The sequence below is a fragment of the Dietzia lutea genome, from assembly GCF_003096075.1.
GTDB lineage: Bacteria > Actinomycetota > Actinomycetes > Mycobacteriales > Mycobacteriaceae > Dietzia > Dietzia lutea.
On the sequence record NZ_CP015449.1, the window covers coordinates 1,662,553 to 1,678,432 of the forward strand.

Annotated in this window: 16 protein-coding genes and 1 pseudogene; 8 read left to right on the forward strand and 9 right to left on the reverse strand. The window is 71.9% G+C overall.

Annotated elements, in window-relative coordinates; genetic code table 11:
• Nucleotides 1-9 precede the first annotated feature (9 nt).
• Nucleotides 10-1,731: a DEAD/DEAH box helicase gene (locus A6035_RS07525; protein ID WP_235026819.1), complete on the forward strand. Its 1,722-nt coding sequence runs from the start codon at nucleotides 10-12 to the stop codon at nucleotides 1,729-1,731.
• A 406-nt stretch (nucleotides 1,732-2,137) separates the two neighbouring features.
• On the opposite strand, the pseudogene A6035_RS07530 reads toward A6035_RS07525, so the two are convergent.
• Nucleotides 2,138-3,592 (reverse strand): annotated as a pseudogene (locus tag A6035_RS07530) (RNA polymerase sigma factor); the annotation flags it as partial.
• Between the two features lie 93 nt (nucleotides 3,593-3,685).
• Nucleotides 3,686-4,531 (reverse strand): polyphosphate--glucose phosphotransferase, encoded by an 846-nt coding sequence (gene ppgK, locus A6035_RS07535; RefSeq protein ID WP_108847271.1) that lies wholly within the window; start codon nucleotides 4,529-4,531, stop codon nucleotides 3,686-3,688.
• A 198-nt stretch (nucleotides 4,532-4,729) separates the two neighbouring features.
• On the opposite strand from ppgK, the gene A6035_RS07540 reads away from it, so the two are divergent.
• Nucleotides 4,730-5,620, forward strand: a complete 891-nt coding sequence (locus tag A6035_RS07540) for an inositol monophosphatase family protein (protein WP_108847272.1) — start codon at nucleotides 4,730-4,732, stop codon at nucleotides 5,618-5,620.
• Here the strand turns inward: A6035_RS07540 and cei are convergent.
• The gene (gene cei / locus A6035_RS07545) at nucleotides 5,610-6,248 is read right to left on the reverse strand and encodes an envelope integrity protein Cei (protein WP_108847273.1); all 639 of its coding nucleotides are present in this window, start codon (nucleotides 6,246-6,248) and stop codon (nucleotides 5,610-5,612) included. The two genes, A6035_RS07540 and cei, sit on opposite strands and share 11 nt — an antisense overlap.
• 200 nt (nucleotides 6,249-6,448) lie before the next feature.
• On the opposite strand from cei, the gene A6035_RS07550 reads away from it, so the two are divergent.
• Complete coding sequence (locus A6035_RS07550; RefSeq protein ID WP_007628750.1) at nucleotides 6,449-6,751, forward strand: DUF4193 domain-containing protein; 303 nt, start codon at nucleotides 6,449-6,451, stop codon at nucleotides 6,749-6,751.
• A gap of 25 nt (nucleotides 6,752-6,776) precedes the next feature.
• Here the strand turns inward: A6035_RS07550 and A6035_RS07555 are convergent, their stop codons facing one another.
• Entirely contained in the window at nucleotides 6,777-7,283 is a 507-nt protein-coding gene (locus tag A6035_RS07555) for a DUF3093 domain-containing protein (RefSeq protein WP_108847274.1), read from the reverse strand.
• A gap of 51 nt (nucleotides 7,284-7,334) precedes the next feature.
• Between A6035_RS07555 and dut the strand changes: the two genes are divergently transcribed.
• From dut to A6035_RS07575, 4 genes are all read left to right on the forward strand, one after another.
• Complete coding sequence (dut, locus tag A6035_RS07560; RefSeq protein WP_108847275.1) at nucleotides 7,335-7,817, forward strand: dUTP diphosphatase; 483 nt, start codon at nucleotides 7,335-7,337, stop codon at nucleotides 7,815-7,817.
• A 161-nt stretch (nucleotides 7,818-7,978) separates the two neighbouring features.
• Nucleotides 7,979-8,932 (forward strand): DUF3710 domain-containing protein, encoded by a 954-nt coding sequence (locus tag A6035_RS07565; protein ID WP_108847276.1) that lies wholly within the window; start codon nucleotides 7,979-7,981, stop codon nucleotides 8,930-8,932.
• 31 nt (nucleotides 8,933-8,963) lie between these two features.
• Nucleotides 8,964-9,371 carry an OB-fold nucleic acid binding domain-containing protein gene (locus A6035_RS07570; protein WP_108847277.1) on the forward strand — a complete coding sequence of 136 codons (408 nt, stop codon included), beginning with the start codon at nucleotides 8,964-8,966 and terminating at the stop codon, nucleotides 9,369-9,371.
• Nucleotides 9,358-10,095, forward strand: coding sequence for a DUF3159 domain-containing protein (locus tag A6035_RS07575; protein WP_108847278.1), 738 nt, complete (start codon nucleotides 9,358-9,360; stop codon nucleotides 10,093-10,095). The genes A6035_RS07570 and A6035_RS07575 overlap by 14 nt, the downstream gene beginning before the upstream one ends.
• Nucleotides 10,096-10,262: 167 nt before the next feature.
• On the opposite strand, the gene A6035_RS07580 is transcribed toward A6035_RS07575, so the two are convergent.
• From A6035_RS07580 to A6035_RS07590, 3 genes are all read right to left on the reverse strand, one after another.
• A complete protein-coding gene (locus A6035_RS07580; RefSeq protein ID WP_108847279.1) occupies nucleotides 10,263-11,228 on the reverse strand; it encodes a DUF2189 domain-containing protein in 966 nt (321 codons plus the stop codon).
• A 174-nt stretch (nucleotides 11,229-11,402) separates the two neighbouring features.
• Nucleotides 11,403-11,927, reverse strand: coding sequence for an alkylhydroperoxidase, AhpD family (gene ahpD / locus A6035_RS07585; protein ID WP_007628757.1), 525 nt, complete (start codon nucleotides 11,925-11,927; stop codon nucleotides 11,403-11,405).
• Nucleotides 11,924-12,520 carry a peroxiredoxin gene (locus A6035_RS07590; RefSeq protein ID WP_063973061.1) on the reverse strand — a complete coding sequence of 199 codons (597 nt, stop codon included), beginning with the start codon at nucleotides 12,518-12,520 and terminating at the stop codon, nucleotides 11,924-11,926. The genes ahpD and A6035_RS07590 overlap by 4 nt, the downstream gene beginning before the upstream one ends.
• A gap of 153 nt (nucleotides 12,521-12,673) precedes the next feature.
• Between A6035_RS07590 and A6035_RS07595 the strand changes: the two genes are divergently transcribed.
• Entirely contained in the window at nucleotides 12,674-13,609 is a 936-nt protein-coding gene (locus A6035_RS07595) for a hydrogen peroxide-inducible genes activator (RefSeq protein WP_108847280.1), read from the forward strand.
• A 7-nt stretch (nucleotides 13,610-13,616) separates the two neighbouring features.
• Here the strand turns inward: A6035_RS07595 and A6035_RS07600 are convergent, their stop codons facing one another.
• Both A6035_RS07600 and A6035_RS07605 read right to left on the reverse strand, forming a co-directional pair.
• On the reverse strand, nucleotides 13,617-14,549 hold the full coding sequence (locus tag A6035_RS07600; protein WP_208635570.1) for a hypothetical protein: 933 nt from the start codon (nucleotides 14,547-14,549) through the stop codon (nucleotides 13,617-13,619).
• Entirely contained in the window at nucleotides 14,546-15,874 is a 1,329-nt protein-coding gene (locus tag A6035_RS07605; RefSeq protein ID WP_244192573.1) for a DEAD/DEAH box helicase, read from the reverse strand. Before A6035_RS07605 ends, A6035_RS07600 begins: the two co-directional genes overlap by 4 nt.
• Nucleotides 15,875-15,880 lie beyond the last annotated feature (6 nt).

The window sequence follows — 15,880 nt, forward strand, 5'->3', positions numbered from 1 at the left end:
AAATACCTCATGGCGCGGCCGAAGGACTTCCTGGCCGTGGCCACGCCGGGCGCCGGTAAGACGACCTTCGGTCTGCGGGTCGCCTCCGAGCTCCTCGCCGACCGCACCGTCGACGCCATCACCGTCGTCGCCCCCACCGAGCACCTCAAGTACCAGTGGGCCGCGTCGGCCGCGCGATCCGGCATCGCGCTCGACCCCGAGTACTCCAACACCTCCGGCGCCCTGGCTCCCGAGTACCACGGCGTGGTCGTGACCTACGCCCAGGTGGCCGCGCACCCGTTCAAGCACCGCGAACGCACCGCCTCGCGACGGACCCTGGTGATCCTCGACGAGATCCACCACGGTGGCGAGGCGAAGAGCTGGGGCGACGCCATCCGCGAGGCGTTCGAGGACGCCGAGCGGCGCCTGTCGCTGACGGGTACGCCCTTCCGCTCGGACGACAGCCCGATCCCGTTCGTCACCTACGAACCCGACGGGCAGGGCCACCAGCGCTCCAAGGCCGACCACTCGTACGGCTACGCCGACGCCCTGGCCGACGGCGTCGTCCGGCCCGTCGTCTTCCTCGCCTACTCGGGCGAGGCCCGCTGGCGGAGCAACGCCGGCGAGGAGTTCTCCGCCCGCCTCGGCGAGCCCCTCAGTGCCGACCAGATGTCCCGCGCCTGGCGCGTCGCTCTGGATCCGCACGGCGACTGGATGCCGGCCGTCCTGCAGGCCGCCCACACGCGCCTGCGGCAGATCCGTGCGGGTGGGGTGCCCGACGCCGGCGGCCTGGTGATCGCCACCGACCAGGAACGGGCGCGCGACTACGCGGCCCTGCTCACCGAGATCACGGGCACGCCGCCGACGCTGGTCCTGTCCGACGACCCCACGGCCTCCAGCAGGATCGGCACCTTCTCCGACTCCACCGACGAGTGGATGGTCGCCGTGAGGATGGTGTCCGAGGGCGTCGACGTGCCGCGGCTGTGCGTGGGCGTCTACGCCACCAGCGCCTCCACGCCCCTCTACTTCGCGCAGGCCATCGGCCGGTTCGTGCGCTCCCGCCGGCCCGGGGAGACCGCCTCGGTGTTCCTGCCGTCCGTGCCGGTGCTCCTGCAGCTGGCCTCGCAGATGGAGGCCCAGCGCGACCACGTCCTGGGCCAGCCGCACCGGGAGGAGGGGCTGGAGGACCAGCTTCTCGCCCAGGCGAATCAGCAGCAGGACGAGAACACCGAGGACGAGGAGGACCGGGGTTACATCTCCCTCGGCGCCGACGCGGAACTCGACCAGATCGTGTACGAGGGGTCCTCCTACGGGACCGCCACCTTCGCCGGCAGCGAGGAGGAGGCCGACTACATCGGCCTGCCCGGGCTGTTGGGCGCCGACGACGTCAAGGCGCTCCTGCGGCAGCGGGAGAAGGAGCAGATCAAGCGCGCGTCCGCCGACTCGTCCTCCGGACCCGGGGCGGTGGCGGTGGTGGGTGCCGACCCGTCGGTGGCCGGCACGACGCTCCCGGGCAACGCGGCCGGCCCCGGCGCCCACGCCGGAGCGGCCGCGGACCGGGTGGCCTCCGCCGCCGAACTCAAGGATCTGCGGCGCCAGCTCAACACCCTGGTGTCGGTGTACTCCGGCCGCCTGGGCAAGTCGCACGGCGCGATCCACGCCCAGTTGCGCAGCGCGTGCGGAGGGCCGCCCGTGCCGATGGCCTCCGCCGAGCAGATCCGCGAACGGATCAGCCTGCTCCGGAGCTGGTGAACGCCTCTCCGCCGGAGGCGGGTGCGGGTGTCGTGGCGGGGGCGGGTGCCGTGCCGGAGGCGCGCGATGGGAGAGGGCGCTCGTCCGTCGGCGTGCAGTCTCCCAGCGCGAGCGGCACCGGTTGCGCTGGCGCTCTGGCCCACGCTGCCTCGTCGGTCCCTTCGCGCAGCGCGCCTCCCGGATACACGGGCACTCCGCCATCGCAGGCCGAAGGGGCAGCGTAACCGGGGGCAGTCGCGCTGGCGGAATGCCCACGGCAGGCGGCCCGCCGCAGTTGCGCTGGCGGAATGCCCACGGCAGGCGGCCCGCCGCGGCTGTGTAGGCGGAAGGCACACCTCAGCCGGTCCGCACAGACGAGAACGGGCCCCCGCCGGTCGTCCGGCGAGGGCCCGCTGCCGCGGTCTTATCAGTCCAGGTAGTCCCGCAGGACCTGCGAACGCGACGGGTGCCGCAGCTTGGACATGGTCTTGGACTCGATCTGCCGGATGCGCTCACGGGTGACCCCGTAGACCTGGCCGATCTCGTCGAGGGTGCGCGGCAGGCCGTCGGTGAGGCCGAAGCGCAGTCGGACGACGCCGGCCTCACGCTCGGAGAGGGTGTCGAGCACGGAGCGGAGCTGGTCCTGCAGCAGCGTGAAGCTCACGGCGTCCACGGCCACCACGGCCTCGGAGTCCTCGATGAAGTCGCCGAGCTGCGAGTCGCCCTCGTCGCCGATGGTCTGGTCGAGCGAGATGGGCTCCCGGGCGTACTGCTGGATCTCCAGCACCTTCTCCGGGGTGATGTCCATCTCCTTGGCCAGCTCCTCCGGGGTGGGCTCGCGGCCCAAATCCTGGAGCAGCTCGCGCTGGATGCGGCCGAGCTTGTTGATGACCTCCACCATGTGCACCGGGATGCGGATGGTGCGGGCCTGGTCGGCCATCGCGCGGGTGATGGCCTGACGGATCCACCACGTGGCGTACGTGGAGAACTTGTAGCCCTTTGTGTAGTCGAACTTCTCGACGGCGCGGATGAGGCCGAGGTTGCCCTCCTGGATGAGGTCCAGGAACGCCATGCCGCGGCCGGTGTAGCGCTTGGCCAGCGACACGACGAGTCGGAGGTTGGCCTCGAGGAGGTGGTTCTTGGCGCGGACGCCGTCGCGCTCGATCCACTTGAAATCGCGGCGCTGCGCGGTGGTGAGCTTCTCGCCGCGCTCGGTGACCTGCGCCATGTGCCAGGTGGCGTACAGCCCGGCCTCGATGCGCTTGGCGAGCTCGACCTCCTCCTCGGCGTTGAGGAGGGCGACCTTGCCGATCTGCTTGAGGTAGGCGCGGACGGAGTCGGCGGAGGCGGTGAGCTCGGCGTCCTTGCGGGCCTGGCGGAGAGCCTCGGACTCGTCCTCGTCCCAGACGAAGTCGCCCGACGCCTTGTCCTTGGCGCTGGGCTCCTCCTTGGTCTCCTCGTCGGCCTGCTCGTCCTCCACGTCCTCGACGTCCACCTCGACGTCTTCGAGCTCGGACGTGTCGGGCTCGACTTCGAGAGCGTCCCCGGTCTCCTCCAACTGGCCGTCCTCGACCACGTCGGCGCCCGCGGGGGAGGCGGTCTTCTTGGCCGCGGTCTTCTTGGCGGCGGTCTTCTTCGCCGGGGCCTTCTTGGCGGCGGTCTTCTTGGCCGCCGTCTTCTTCGCGGGCGCCTTGCGCGCGACGGTCTTCTTGGCGGGGGCCTCGCCAGTGACCTCGGTGCCCGACGGATCGCCGCTCGCTGCGGAATCCGAACTGGTGGTCTTCGTGGCTGCCACAAACGCCCCTTCACAACCGGTTACTCGATGGGAATCGGGGATCGATGCCGCCTGGTCTGCAGACATGCGAGCCGTCCGCCTTGCGGTACCGGGCCCGTCCCCGGCCGGTACGTGTTCCCGGCCTGCGCCATTGTAACGAGATTCTGTCCGGGGGGTTGCATCCGGCGGGGTTAGCCCGGGTCAGACGCTTACGTCGGGCAGCACCCGCCCGAGGTCGAGCACTCCCGAGTGACCTGCGGCGTAGAGGGCGGCGCCGATGATCCCGGCGTCGTTGAGCCTGACGGCCGCGCGGACGGGGGTGCGGTTCTGCAGCAGGGGGAACCACTGGTCGGCGGCCTCGCTGACGCCGCCGCCCAGGACGAAGGCGCGGGGCCAGAGGAGGTCCTCGATGGCGCGCAGGACGTTGGACACGTGCGGGGCCCATTCCTCGAAGCTCAGTCCGTCGCGGGCGCGGACGGAGGCGGAGGCCAGGTGCTCGGCCTCGTCGAATCCGCGCCCGGCGATGTCCTCGAGCATCAGGTGGCCGAACTCGGTGTTGGGCAGCAGCCGGCCGTCCAGTAGGAGGGCGGAGCCGATACCGGTGCCGAAGGTCAGCAGGATGACCAGTCCGTCGACGCCCTCACCGGCGCCGTAGTGGACCTCGGTGAGGCCGGCGGCGTCGGCGTCGTTGAGCATGAGGACGGTGCGGCCCGGAAGATGACGGTCGAAGAGGTCGACGACGTCGCAGCCGATCCAGGAGTGGTCGATGTTGTGCGCGATGCGCGCCACGCCCTCGTGGATGACGCTCGGGAGGGCGACGCCCACCGGGCCGCGCCAGTCGAACTCGGCGGCCATCTCGCGGATGAGCGCGGCGACGGCGTCGGGGGTGGCAGGGCGGGGCGTGGGGCGGACGAGCCGGTCGCCGATGAGTTCGCCGCGCGCGAGGTCGACGAGCCCCACCTTGACGCCGGTGCCGCCGACGTCCACGCCGAGTCCGGTCGGCGTCTCCGTCGGTGGGACGGCGGAGAGGGGCGAGGGGCTGGACATGTGGGGCTCCCGTGGGGTGGACCGTGCGGGGCACGGCGTGGGTTGTCAGGTGCCCGGGCCGTCGGGGCACGATGGGCGTCGGGCGCCCGCGGGCCAGCGTATCGGTCCGGCGGGCCCCGGGGCGGGTTCACCGCCGCGCCCGTCCGGCGGGTCCGCGCACGGGCCCCGGAGGGGTACGACGACGACGAGGAGGGGCACATGACGTCCAGCGGAGCAACAGAGGCGGCCGGCCGGACCGGCCCGGGGCTCGTCGACGGGCTACGGGAGCTGGCCGAGAGTCTGGCGGTGTCGGGCGGTGACGTGGCCCGGCGGATGCTGGCTGAATTCGACTCGCAGGGGCTGGGCTCGCGGTCCAAGTCGTCGGAGACCGATCCGGTGACCGTCATCGACACCTCGGTGGAGGAGCACCTGCGGCGGGAGGTCGCGGCCGCCCGCCCGGGGGACACGGTCCTCGGTGAGGAGGGCGGGGAGGCCGCGGGCGAGACCGCGGATGATCCGGCGGGCACACCGGAGGGCGGGGACGCCGCCGGCGCGCGCGAGCCGCGGGTCCGGTGGGTCGTCGACCCCGTCGACGGGACGGTCAACCTGCTGTACGGCATCCCGTTCACGGCGGTGTCGGTGGCCGCGGAGGTGGACGACGTCGTGGTCGCGGGGGCGGTCCACAACATCGTCACGCGGGAGACCTGGAGCGCGGGGTCCGACCGGGGCGCGACTCTGAGGGAGGCGGACGGCACCACGACGACGCTGCGCGTGTCGGACTGCGCGGACCTGTCGCTCGCCCTGGTCGGCACCGGGTTCGCCTACGACGCGGGGATGCGGGCGGAGCAGGGCCGAGTGGTGGCCGAGCTGCTCCCGCGGGTACGCGACATCCGCAGGTGCGGGTCCGCGGCGTTAGATCTGTGCATGCTGGCCGCCGGCCGGCTGGATGCCTACTACGAGCGCGGGCTCAAGCCGTGGGACCACGCGGCGGGCGCGCTGATCGCGGCCGAGGCCGGGGCGGTGGTGGCGGTGTCGGACGACGACGCCGTGCCCACCACCGGTGCCGCGCCAGGTGTGGTGGAGGAGTTCCTCGCGGTGGTCAGCAACTGACGGCGCGCGCGGCATCGAGCTCGGCGGAGATGGGCTGGCGCCCCACCTTGAGCTCGTCGAGCGCGCCGACGGCGGCGGTGGAGTCGGACAGGCGGGAGAACGTCGTGCCGAGCGCCAGGTCGACGGTGCCGTCGGTGCGGCCGTCGGTCACCAGCTGCATGCACGGCGCGGCGAGGGAGAGCGAGCGCGCGGCCGCCCGGCCCGCGTCGCCGTAGCGGATCTGTCCGTGGCACTCGAGGGCCTGCCCGTAGACCGGGTCGTTGCCGATCGCGTCCGAGCCCGCCGGTTGGAATCCGCGCTCGGCCAGCTCGGCGGCGACGGCACCGGCCTGTCCGCTCTGGCCGTTCGCGTTGAGCACCCGGATGCGGGTGTCGGTGAGCAGCGCCGGCTCGACCTGATCGAGGGCGTCCACGGACTCCTCCTCGAGGCCCTCCTCCTCCGCCGCCGGCGGCAGCGGGCAGGCGACGGCCTGTGTGGCGGCGTCGTCTCCGCGCAGTGCCGCGGCCCAGACGAGCGCCCCGAGAATGAGCGCCACGATGACGAACAGGACGTAGGGGGTGCGGAGGCGGAACAACCCCCGCGCGGGGGTCGGGCTCGGTGTCGCCTGGGTGCTGAGGTGGACGACCATGAGGGCCTTTCCTGCAGGTGAACGGGGTGAGAGCCCCGGTGGGCCCCGGCTGCCCACTGTAGACGTCGGGCGCTGACGATCCCGCCCGGAACACGGTCGTGACCGCTGGATGAAAATGGCGGGAGATTCCGTTACTATGCGTGCGCCGGTCGGTCCACCGCCGAATCGGGCACCCCCACACAGACCCAGAAAAGAGACTCATGGCAACCGACTACGACGCTCCCCGCCGCACCGAGGCAGACGAGCTCACCGGCGATTCGCTGGAGGAGCTCAAGGCACGGCGCGCGGAGGGAGCCACCGGCGAGGTCGACGTCGACGAGACGGACACCGCCGAGTCCTACGAACTGCCGGGTGCCGACCTGTCCGGCGAGGAGCTCACGGTGCGGGTCGTGCCGGAGCAGGACAACGAGTTCACGTGCGGCGAGTGCTTCCTGGTGCACCACCGCAGCCGCTTCGCCGAGGAGCGCGACGGCATGGCGATCTGCGTGGACTGCGCGGGCTGAGTACCGCGCGCGGCGGCGCCGCCGATCAGCTGTAGTGGTTGTCCGGCAGCGCCGCCGCGAGCCCTTCGGGGTCGCGCGTGCTGATGAGCCAGTACGGTGTGGGGTCCAGCGGGTCGTCGAGGACCACGATCACCATCGTCGGGATGTACCCGCGGTGGACGACGAACGCCTCCGGGTCCAGCTGCCGTCCCATCGCCGCCTGCTTCGCCGTCGCCGGGACGACCGCGCTGCGCGCGATGGCGTCGAACGGCAGGCGCGCGCGGCCCGCGTACAGCGTCCCTCCGCCCTGACCGTCGGATTCGACCTCGATCCGCTCGCGGCCGAGCGAGACGAACAGCCAGGCGAGCAGGGCGGGGACCGCGATGACGAGTAGCCACATCCACCAGCGTGCGCCGACCGTGAGGGCCAGGGCGACCGCCACGACGGTGACCACGGCGAGCAGGAGCCACCACCACACCGGGGCCCGGAGCGTCTCGGAGTGGACGGGGCGCGGCGCGCGATCGGGTGGCGGGCGGAGATCTTCGTCGGACACGACTTCAAGACTATCGAGCAACCGGGCGACGCCCGGCAGGAGGGCGGCGGCATGGTGAGCGGATCGGTCGGGGCGAACGGTACCGGTGAGGTGCTCCGGATACGACGACTGGACGCGGGGCTCCCGCTGCCCGTCCGGGCGCACGCGGCGGACGCGGGGGTCGATCTCCACGCCGCGGTGGACTGCGAACTGGCACCCGGCCACCGTGTCCTCATGCCGACGGGAGTCGCGATCGCGTTGCCCGTCGGGTACGTGGGCCTCGTGCACCCGCGGTCCGGCCTGGCGGCGCGGGCGGGCCTGTCCATCGTCAACGCACCCGGGACCGTCGACGCGGGGTACCGGGGAGAGATCAAGGTGAACCTCATCAACCTCGATCCGGCCGAACCCGTCCGGATCGCGCGCGGTGACCGGATCGCACAGCTCCTCGTCCAGCGGGTCGAGCTGTGGGACGTCGTGGAGGTCGACGATCTCGACGAGACCGACCGCGGAGAGGGCGGCCACGGCTCGACCGGGGGTCACCACCGCCTGAGCTGACCGGCCGCCCTCGCGCCCGGGGAGACCGACCACCACCGCCCTCACGCCTCGGGGAGAGCGACCACCACCGCGCCTGACCTGACCGGCGGCGACGCCGTTGGGTAGCGTCGTCCGCGACGGCCCCGTCCGGGGCCGGGTCGCACTCCGAGAGGATTTCCACCATGTTCGGACGAAAGAAGCCGGTGACCGGGGCCCGCGACGCCGCCGCGTCCACCGGGCCGGAGTCGCAGGCGCCCTCCTCGACGGGGCCGCACGACCGCTCGTCCGTTCCCGACGTGCGCGAGTACTACACGGCCCTCGGCTACGGCCATATCGACCTGGGGTCGCTCGTCATCGGGGTGCCGCAGGGCCGCGATCTGAACGTGGCCCTCGACCCGGCCGGCCAGCCCGAGTTCCACGTCGTCACCCAGGTCTCACGTGTCATCCCGCGGGCGTTCGCCGCCCCGAAGTCGGCAGGGCAGTGGCGCACGATGGTGGCCGGGATGCGCGAACAGCTCGAACAGCAGGGCGCTGATGTCTCGGTGGTCGACGGACCCTGGGGGCGCGAACTCGTCGCGGTGCTGCCCGGGGCGGTCTTCCGCGCCATCGGGGTGGACGGCAACCGGTGGACCGCCGAGGTCCGGGTCATGGCCACGCCCGAACTCGCGGACCAGGCGGCGGAGGAGGGGCGAGAGGTGTTCCGGCACCTGCTCATCAACCGCGGTGACGGGCCGATGCCCGTGCGGGAGCAGCTCCCCCTGACCATCCCGGACGAGATCCAGCAGGCGCTCACCCAGGCGCGGTCCCAGCAGGCCGCGCAGCAGCAGGCGCAGGCGTACCAGCAGCAGATGGCGGCCGGCCAGCAGGGCGGGGCCAATCAGCAGGGCGGGGCCAATCAGCAGGGCGGGGCCGGTCAGCAGGGCGGGGCCCGCCAGGCGGCGCAGGCGGGGGCTCAGGCGTCGCCCGCGAACCCGCAGGCGGCCGCACCGTCCGCCCGCGCCGCCGCGGCTCCGCAGAGCGGCGGCCGGGCCGCCCCGTCGACGGGCGGAACCGCCGCGTCGTCGACCGGCGGCACCGCGCGCCGCAGGGACGGGAGCGCGATGGACCGGCTCCGCGGCGAGGACGACGACCTGTGACCGGATCCGGTCAGCCCATGGAGATCTGACGATGCCCTTCCCCAGGGTCCTGAGGGACCTGACCGCCCGACTCACCGACCCCGTCGAGGCCCTCGACGCGGCGGATCTCGCCGTGCGCGTCCAGCGCACGGGGTGCACCCACGTCGCCGATGTCGCGCGAGGGGACCGCGTGACGTTGACCGGGCGCATCCGGACCGTGCTCTCCTGCGGGGGTGCCGACTTCCTCGGGCTGACCGCGGAGGTGTTCGACGGGACCGGCGCGATCGAGGTCTGCTGGCTCGGACGGCGCACGATCCCCGGGATCGACACCGGTCGGTTCATCCGTGTGACGGGCCGGGTCGGCGTCCGCGACGGTCACCGGATCATGTACAACCCGCGCTACGAACTGCTCGACGGGCAGCCGTGCAGGACCGTGGAGGAATCGCGTGACAGAGCCTGAGCGGGCGGCGGGGGAGTCGAGCACCGGCGATGACGCCCGACGGCCGTCGGCAGCGAGCCGGAAGACCGCGTTCGGGGATCCCGACGCATCGGTGCTCGAGCAGATGGGCGGTGTCCGGGGGCTCGTGTTCTCGTCGATCCCCGTCCTCACGTTCGTCCCCGTCAACGCGTTCTGGGGCCTGACCGCCGCGATCTGGGGAGCACTCGGCGTCGCGGTCGCCATGCTCGCCTGGTCGTTGGCTCGCAGGGACAACCCGCAGCCGGCGATCTCCGGGTTCATCGGCGTGGCGATCTGCGTCTTCATCGCCTGGCGGACGGGAGACGCCAAGGGGTACTTCCTCTACGGCATCATCACCCAGGCCGTGTACGGATCGGCGTTCGCGCTGTCGGCGATAGCCGGGTGGCCTCTCGTCGGGGTGATCTGGGGTTTCCTCGACGGCAAGGGGATGGCCTGGCGTCGGATCCCACCCGCCCGTCGGTGGTACACCGTGGCGACGGGTTTCTGGGCCGCGCTGTTCGCGATCCGGGCAGTCCTGCAGTACATCCTGTACCTCAACGACGAGGTCAACTGGTTGGGCGCCGCGCGTATCGGGATGGGCTGGCCGTTGGCGCTGGTCGCGTTCCTCGGGACCGTGTGGGCGGTCCGTCGCGCGATGGCCCACGAGAAGGACGCGGAGAGCGCCGTCGCCGAGCAGTCACCGGGGGATGCCGCGCGCGGGGACTGACGCCGCGCCGGACTCGACGTCGCGCGTGAAGCGACACCGCCCCGGAGATGACGACGCCCCGACGGCCGAGTGGCCGTCGGGGCGTCGTCGTCCGGAGTTCGTCGCCTCCTCTGTCGCCGTGGATCGGACCGCGGCGGATCGGACGGCAGCGTATCGGACAGCGTGGATCAGGCGGCGGCGGTCGCGGTACGGGAGAACTCGCTCGGTCCGGTGATCACCCGGTAGGCGTACACCGACGCGAGCGTGGTGAGCGGGATGGCCACGAACAGGCCGACCAGCAGTGCCAGGGTGCCCGCGATGATGATGAGGACGTTGAGCAGCGCCAGGGCGAGCAGGTTGCCGGCATCGGACTTGATCGCGCGGAAGCTCGAGACGATGGCATCGGTGGCCGTCATGTTGCGGTCGACGACGAAGTACTGCGTCCAGTAGAGGAAGAACGCGACGACGAAGGCACCGATGATGAGGAGGAAGACGCCCACGAAGGTGGCGATGCCCACGAGGATCGCGGCGACCACGAACCACCCGAAGTTGTGCAGCTTGAAGAAGTCGCCGAACGACGGCCTGTGGCCGTCGACCTCGAGAAGGGCGCCGCGGACGATGAACGCCTGGAACAGCAGGCCCACCACGAACGAGAGGACCTGGGCGATGAACATCACGGCACCGGAGTCGTCCGTGGAGAACGCACTGAGGATCCCGCTGACCACACCGCTGGCCAGAGTGATGAGCAGCCAGGGGACCGGGTTGTTCCTGAACATCTGCCATCCGGCGCTGACGGCGCCGGTCGGGGACACCCGGCCGACCGTGGCCGGGGCCCCGCCCGGCCCCGGCTGGCCGTAGCCGCCGTACGCGGGATCGCCGTACGGCTGCTGCCCGTAGGCCGGTTGACCGTAATCCGGTTGGCCGTATCCCTGCTGGCCGTAGCCCGGCTGCTCATAACCCGGCTGGCCGTAGCCCTGGCCGGGGTAGGACTCGTGGCCACCGCCCTGGCCGGGGTAGGGCTCGTAACCACCCTGGCCCGGGTAGGGCTGCTGGCCGTGACCCTGGTCGCCGTAGGGGCCCCGGTTCTGGTCCGGTCCGGAACCGTAGGGATCGTTCGGGTACCCGTCCCCGGGTGGGGTGCCTCCGGTAGTCATGCCGTCTCCATCGCTCGGTGCCGCGGGTCTCTTCCGCGGCTCTCCTGCCGAACCTAGCGGCGCCACGGCGTGAGCACGAGGTGCAACTCCCGAATCGTGGGGCATTCGGCGGAAATGCGCCGGGCCCCGCTGACGAGCGTCAGCGGGGCCCCACGGTCACCGGAGGGGTGGACGTCAGATGTTGGCGTCGATCTCGACGGCCTGCGCGACACCGGCGATGGTGCCGGCGATTTTCACGGCCTCCCACGCCTGCTCCTTGGTGACGCCCTCCTTGCGGATGACGTCATCGTGGGCGGCGGTGCAGTTCTCGCAGCCGTTGATGGTGGACACGGCCATCGACCACAGCTCGAAGTCGGCCTTCTCCACACCGGGGTTGGCGATGATGTTCATCCGCAGGCCCATGCGGACCTGGGTGTAGTCGTCGCCGAGGAACTCCTTGGCGCGGTAGGCCACGTTGTTCATGGCCATGATCGAGGCGGCGCCGAGCGCGGCGTTGAACGCCTCGTCCGACAGGTGCTGGCGGGCCTCGTCGGCGATCTCCGACAGGACGGTCGCCGAGCGGGTCGCGGCGGCGGTCGCGAGGAAGGTGCCCCAGAGCTGCTGCTCGTTCAGCTCGGTGGACCGCGCCAGCGAGCCCAGGTTCAGCTTGAGATCCTTGGCGAACTCGGGGAGTCCGGACTTCAGGTTCTCGATGCTCACTTGATGCCCTCCTGCAGCATGTCCATCTTGTTGATGTTCTTGGTGGGATCGTTCTTCTGCCAGTTGCAGGCGCAGACCTCGGACGACTGCAGGGCGTCGAGCACACGCAGGACCTCGTCCACGTTGCGGCCGACGGCGTCCGGGGTGACCGAGACGAACTGGATGACGTTGTCCGGGTCGACGATGAAGGTCGCGCGATCGGCGACACCGTCGGCGTTCTCCACACCGAGGGCGCGGATCAGCTCGTGCTTGATGTCCGACAGGAGCGGGAACGGCACGGTCTTCAGCTCATCGTTGGTCGCGCGCCAGTTGAAGTGCGCGAACTCGTTGTCGATGGAGCCGCCCAGGATCTGGGTGTCGCGGTCCTGGAAGTCCTCGTCGAGCTTGCCGAAGGCGGCGATCTCGGTGGGGCACACGAAGGTGAAGTCCTTCGGGTAGAAGAAGATCACGCGCCACTTGCCCTCGTAGGACTGGTTGGTGATCGTCTCGAAGTAATCCTCGGGCTGCTGCGCGTTGACCTCCTTGAGGTCACCACCCTTCAGCGCGGTGAGTTCGAAGTCGGGGAACTGATCGCCGATGGTGAGAAGAGCCATGTGATCCTCCTGAGGGTTTGGCGTTAGTCGGACGGCCAGACCCGACTATGCCCCACTCCCTGTGAGAGGTAAAGCCGATGAGACATAGATCACTCATAGGAACGCGCGAATAATCATCGACTTCCGGTTATCGCCGGTCGTACACTGATCGGCATGGCTGATCAGCGGTTCGTCCCGAGCCTCATGCAGCTCCGGGTCTTCCTCGCCGTGGCGGAGCGCCTGCACTTCCGCAGCGCCGCCGAGGAGCTCGGCATGAGTCAACCCTCTCTGTCCCAGGCTCTGGCGACGCTCGAGGACGGACTGGGTCTGCACCTGGTCGAGCGCAGTACGCGGTCCGTCCTCGTCACGCCCGCGGGGCACCGCCTGCTGCCGTACGCCCGCGCGGCGGTGACCGCGATGGACGCGGTGGCCGACGCCGCCGCGGGCAGTGACGGGCCGCTGTTCGGGTCGTTGCGCATCGGCGTGATCCCCACGGTCGCCCCGTACCTGTTGCCCGGCTTGCTCCCGGCGCTGGGGGAGCGGTTTCCGGACCTGACGCCGCGGGTGGTGGAGGACCAGACGTCCCGACTGGTGGACGGGCTGCGCAGCGGCGTCATCGACCTCGCGATCATGGCGGTCCCGACCGACGCGATGGGCGTCGCCGCCACCCCGCTCTACTCCGAACCGTTCGCCCTGCTCGTGCCGGCGTCTCACGAACTCGCCGGGCGCGAGGGCCTGCCGCTGGAGATCCTCGTCGACCAGCCTTTGCTGATGCTCGATGAGGGCCACTGCCTCCGTGAGCAGACGGTCGAGCTGTGCCGCCGGGTCTCCGCACCGGTGCTCGGGCGGGGCGAGTCCCGCGCCGCGTCCCTGACCACCGCGGTGCGGTGCGTCGCCGGAGGGCTGGGAGTGACGATCGTGCCCGAATCCGCGGTGGGGCCGGAGACACGCGACCCCGGTATCGCCGTGGCGCGGTTTGCGGACCCGGTGCCCGGTCGGACGATCGGCCTCGTGCTGCGCACCGCGACCGCCGGGGCGGACGCCTACGCCGAGTTCGGCCGTGTCGTCGCCGAGGTGGCCGCGCAGGAGTTCGGCGCGACCCCCGTGTGACAACCGGTCACCGTGCGTCGGCGGGGACACGCCCGCCCAGCCGCTCGACGCGGTCGACCGCGGCCAGAAACCGTGCACGGAGCACCTGGGTGCGCGCGATCCACTGCTTCTGGAAGGCGACGAACTCGGCGCGGCCCTCGGCGGTCTCCACCGGGATCGGCGTCAGGCCCCAGGCCGAGAGGTCGTAGGGCGAGGAGCGCATGTCCACCTCGCGGGCGTCGAACGCGGCTCGCAGCGCGTCGAGGAGGAGTTCGCCCGGCGCGCCGGCCTCGAGGGCCGCGGCGTGGGCGTAGACGTCCATCCCGGCGTGGAGGCACGCCGGCTGCTCGTCGAGGACCTGCCCGAACCGCGTGAGCGGCTCGCGGTTGAGAGGCACGGCGTCGTCGGTGAAGAAGCGGAACGCGTCGAAGTGGGTGCACTGCAGACGCGAGCCGCGGACCACCTCGTCGATCCGCTCGTGGGTCAGACGCAGGGGCACCTGCCCGTGGCGGACGCCGTCGCGGCCGGAACGATAGAGCATCGCCCACTCGTGCAGGCCGAAGCAGCCCGTGGCCCCGCGGCGTCCCGCGGTCGCCGTGACCACCGCACGGGCACGGGAGACCCGGTCGCCGCAGCGACGCCACACCGAGTCGGCGTCCACGACGAGCCCGTCACGGCCGGCGACCGTCGCCCGGCGGTAGTGCCGCCACTCCCGGCGCTCCGACCGGTGCGCCTTCTCCAACAACACGCCGGGACCGGGGTGCCAGCGACGTACCGTGGCGACGCTCGTGCGGTAGTAGGTGAAGAGGAAGTCGACGACGGGGTGCGGTTCCCCCCGCCGCCGGCGTTCCAGGTGCTCGGCGGTCAGATGGTCGACCCACGTGTGGTGGCGTTCCTCGCGGTGCCGCCAGAGCTCCTCCGGGAGCACCACCGGGTCGGGTGGCCGCATGTCGGACGTCATGACCGCTTCTTCCGCTTGGGACGGTGGACACGCGACCGCGCGGGTCGCCGGGGCTCGGACGGCCGACGCGACCGGGCCGGCGGGGACGGAGCTTTCCGGACGGCCGGCGTCGCGAGCTCGGGGCCGAACACGCGGGTGATCGCCTCGTCGGCGCCCGGCCGGGAGACGTCGACGGTCTCAACCGTCATCCCCGACGCCCGCGCCTGATCGGCGACGCGGTCCACCTGGGAGGGCCGGAGGACGGCGGCGACCACGCCGGCCTTCGCCACGCCGCGACCGGTGCGCCCCGAACGATGTACGAGGTCGTCCATCGAGTGGGGCGGGCCCACGTGGACCACGTGGCCGACGTCGACGATGTCGAGCCCCCGGCCCGCGAGATCCGTCGTGACCAGGACACGGACGGCGCCTGAGGTCAGCTCGGAGAACGCGGACGAGCGCCGGGTGGGGGAGTCCGAACCCTTCACGCCGGCCACTCGCACGCCGGTGTCCGCGATGGCGGAACGCAGCGCGTCGACGGCATCCCGGCGTGGGACGAAGAAGAGCCCCCGCGTACAGCGGGACGCCAGGGCGACCGCCACGCCATCAGGATCAGGGGAGGAGAGGATGACCAGTCGACGTGGTGCGCCCGTTGTCGTCGTCGCCCCGCCCGTCGTTGCGCCCGGCGCCGTCTCCACCGTCGTCGACTCCCCGATGCCCGGTTCCGGTTGCACTGACGCCGGCGCGCGCTCGACGCGGTGGACCCGGAGGCCGGGGCGCGCCTCGCGCAGGCGCGCCTCCACGTCGGCGTCGGCGGTGGCCGTGGTCGCCACGAGGCCCGCGCCGGCGCAGGAAGCGAGGAGCGACTCGGTCTGATCGACGAACGAGGGCCCCAGGAGCTGGTCGGCCTCGTCCAGCACCATCACCCGCGCGTCCGCGAGTGACACGGCCCGGGACCGGACCAGGTCGGCGAGGCGACCCGGCGTGCCCACGGCCACGTCGACCGGCGCGATGAAAGCGCGACGATCCCGCTTGATCGGCTGGCCACCGACGAACGTGGCCACCCTCAGCCCGGCGCCCGCCCCCACCTCCGCGAGGACCTCGGCACTCTGCTCGGCGAGTTCGCGGGTGGGTGCCACGACGACCGCCCGGGGCCGGCCCGGCAGGCTCGGCGCCCCCGCGAGGCGGTGGACCACCCCGATCGCGAACACCAGCGTCTTGCCTGAGCCGGTCGGCGCCACCGCGAGCAGGCTCTCGCCGCCGACGGCGTCGGCGAGCGCGGCAGCCTGTACCGGCGTCGGCTCACCCGCGACGAGCGCGGACACGGCATGCCTGATCGGGACCGACACCCCGAG

Bases quoted from the DNA above. Each gene is read 5' to 3' on its own strand.
- A6035_RS07580 (WP_108847279.1), bottom strand. From the start codon at position 11,228: ATGACTACCGGAGGCACCCCACCCGGGGACGGGTACCCGAACGATCCC.
- A6035_RS07595 (WP_108847280.1), top strand. From the start codon at position 12,674: ATGGCTGATCAGCGGTTCGTCCCGAGCCTCATGCAGCTCCGGGTCTTC.
- A6035_RS07550 (WP_007628750.1), top strand. From the start codon at position 6,449: ATGGCAACCGACTACGACGCTCCCCGCCGCACCGAGGCAGACGAGCTC.
- A6035_RS07540 (WP_108847272.1), top strand. From the start codon at position 4,730: ATGACGTCCAGCGGAGCAACAGAGGCGGCCGGCCGGACCGGCCCGGGG.
- ppgK (WP_108847271.1), bottom strand. From the start codon at position 4,531: ATGTCCAGCCCCTCGCCCCTCTCCGCCGTCCCACCGACGGAGACGCCG.
- A6035_RS07565 (WP_108847276.1), top strand. From the start codon at position 7,979: ATGTTCGGACGAAAGAAGCCGGTGACCGGGGCCCGCGACGCCGCCGCG.
- dut (WP_108847275.1), top strand. From the start codon at position 7,335: ATGGTGAGCGGATCGGTCGGGGCGAACGGTACCGGTGAGGTGCTCCGG.
- cei (WP_108847273.1), bottom strand. From the start codon at position 6,248: ATGGTCGTCCACCTCAGCACCCAGGCGACACCGAGCCCGACCCCCGCG.
- A6035_RS07600 (WP_208635570.1), bottom strand. From the start codon at position 14,549: ATGACGTCCGACATGCGGCCACCCGACCCGGTGGTGCTCCCGGAGGAG.
- A6035_RS07525 (WP_235026819.1), top strand. From the start codon at position 10: ATGGCGCGGCCGAAGGACTTCCTGGCCGTGGCCACGCCGGGCGCCGGT.
- A6035_RS07570 (WP_108847277.1), top strand. From the start codon at position 8,964: ATGCCCTTCCCCAGGGTCCTGAGGGACCTGACCGCCCGACTCACCGAC.
- A6035_RS07590 (WP_063973061.1), bottom strand. From the start codon at position 12,520: ATGGCTCTTCTCACCATCGGCGATCAGTTCCCCGACTTCGAACTCACC.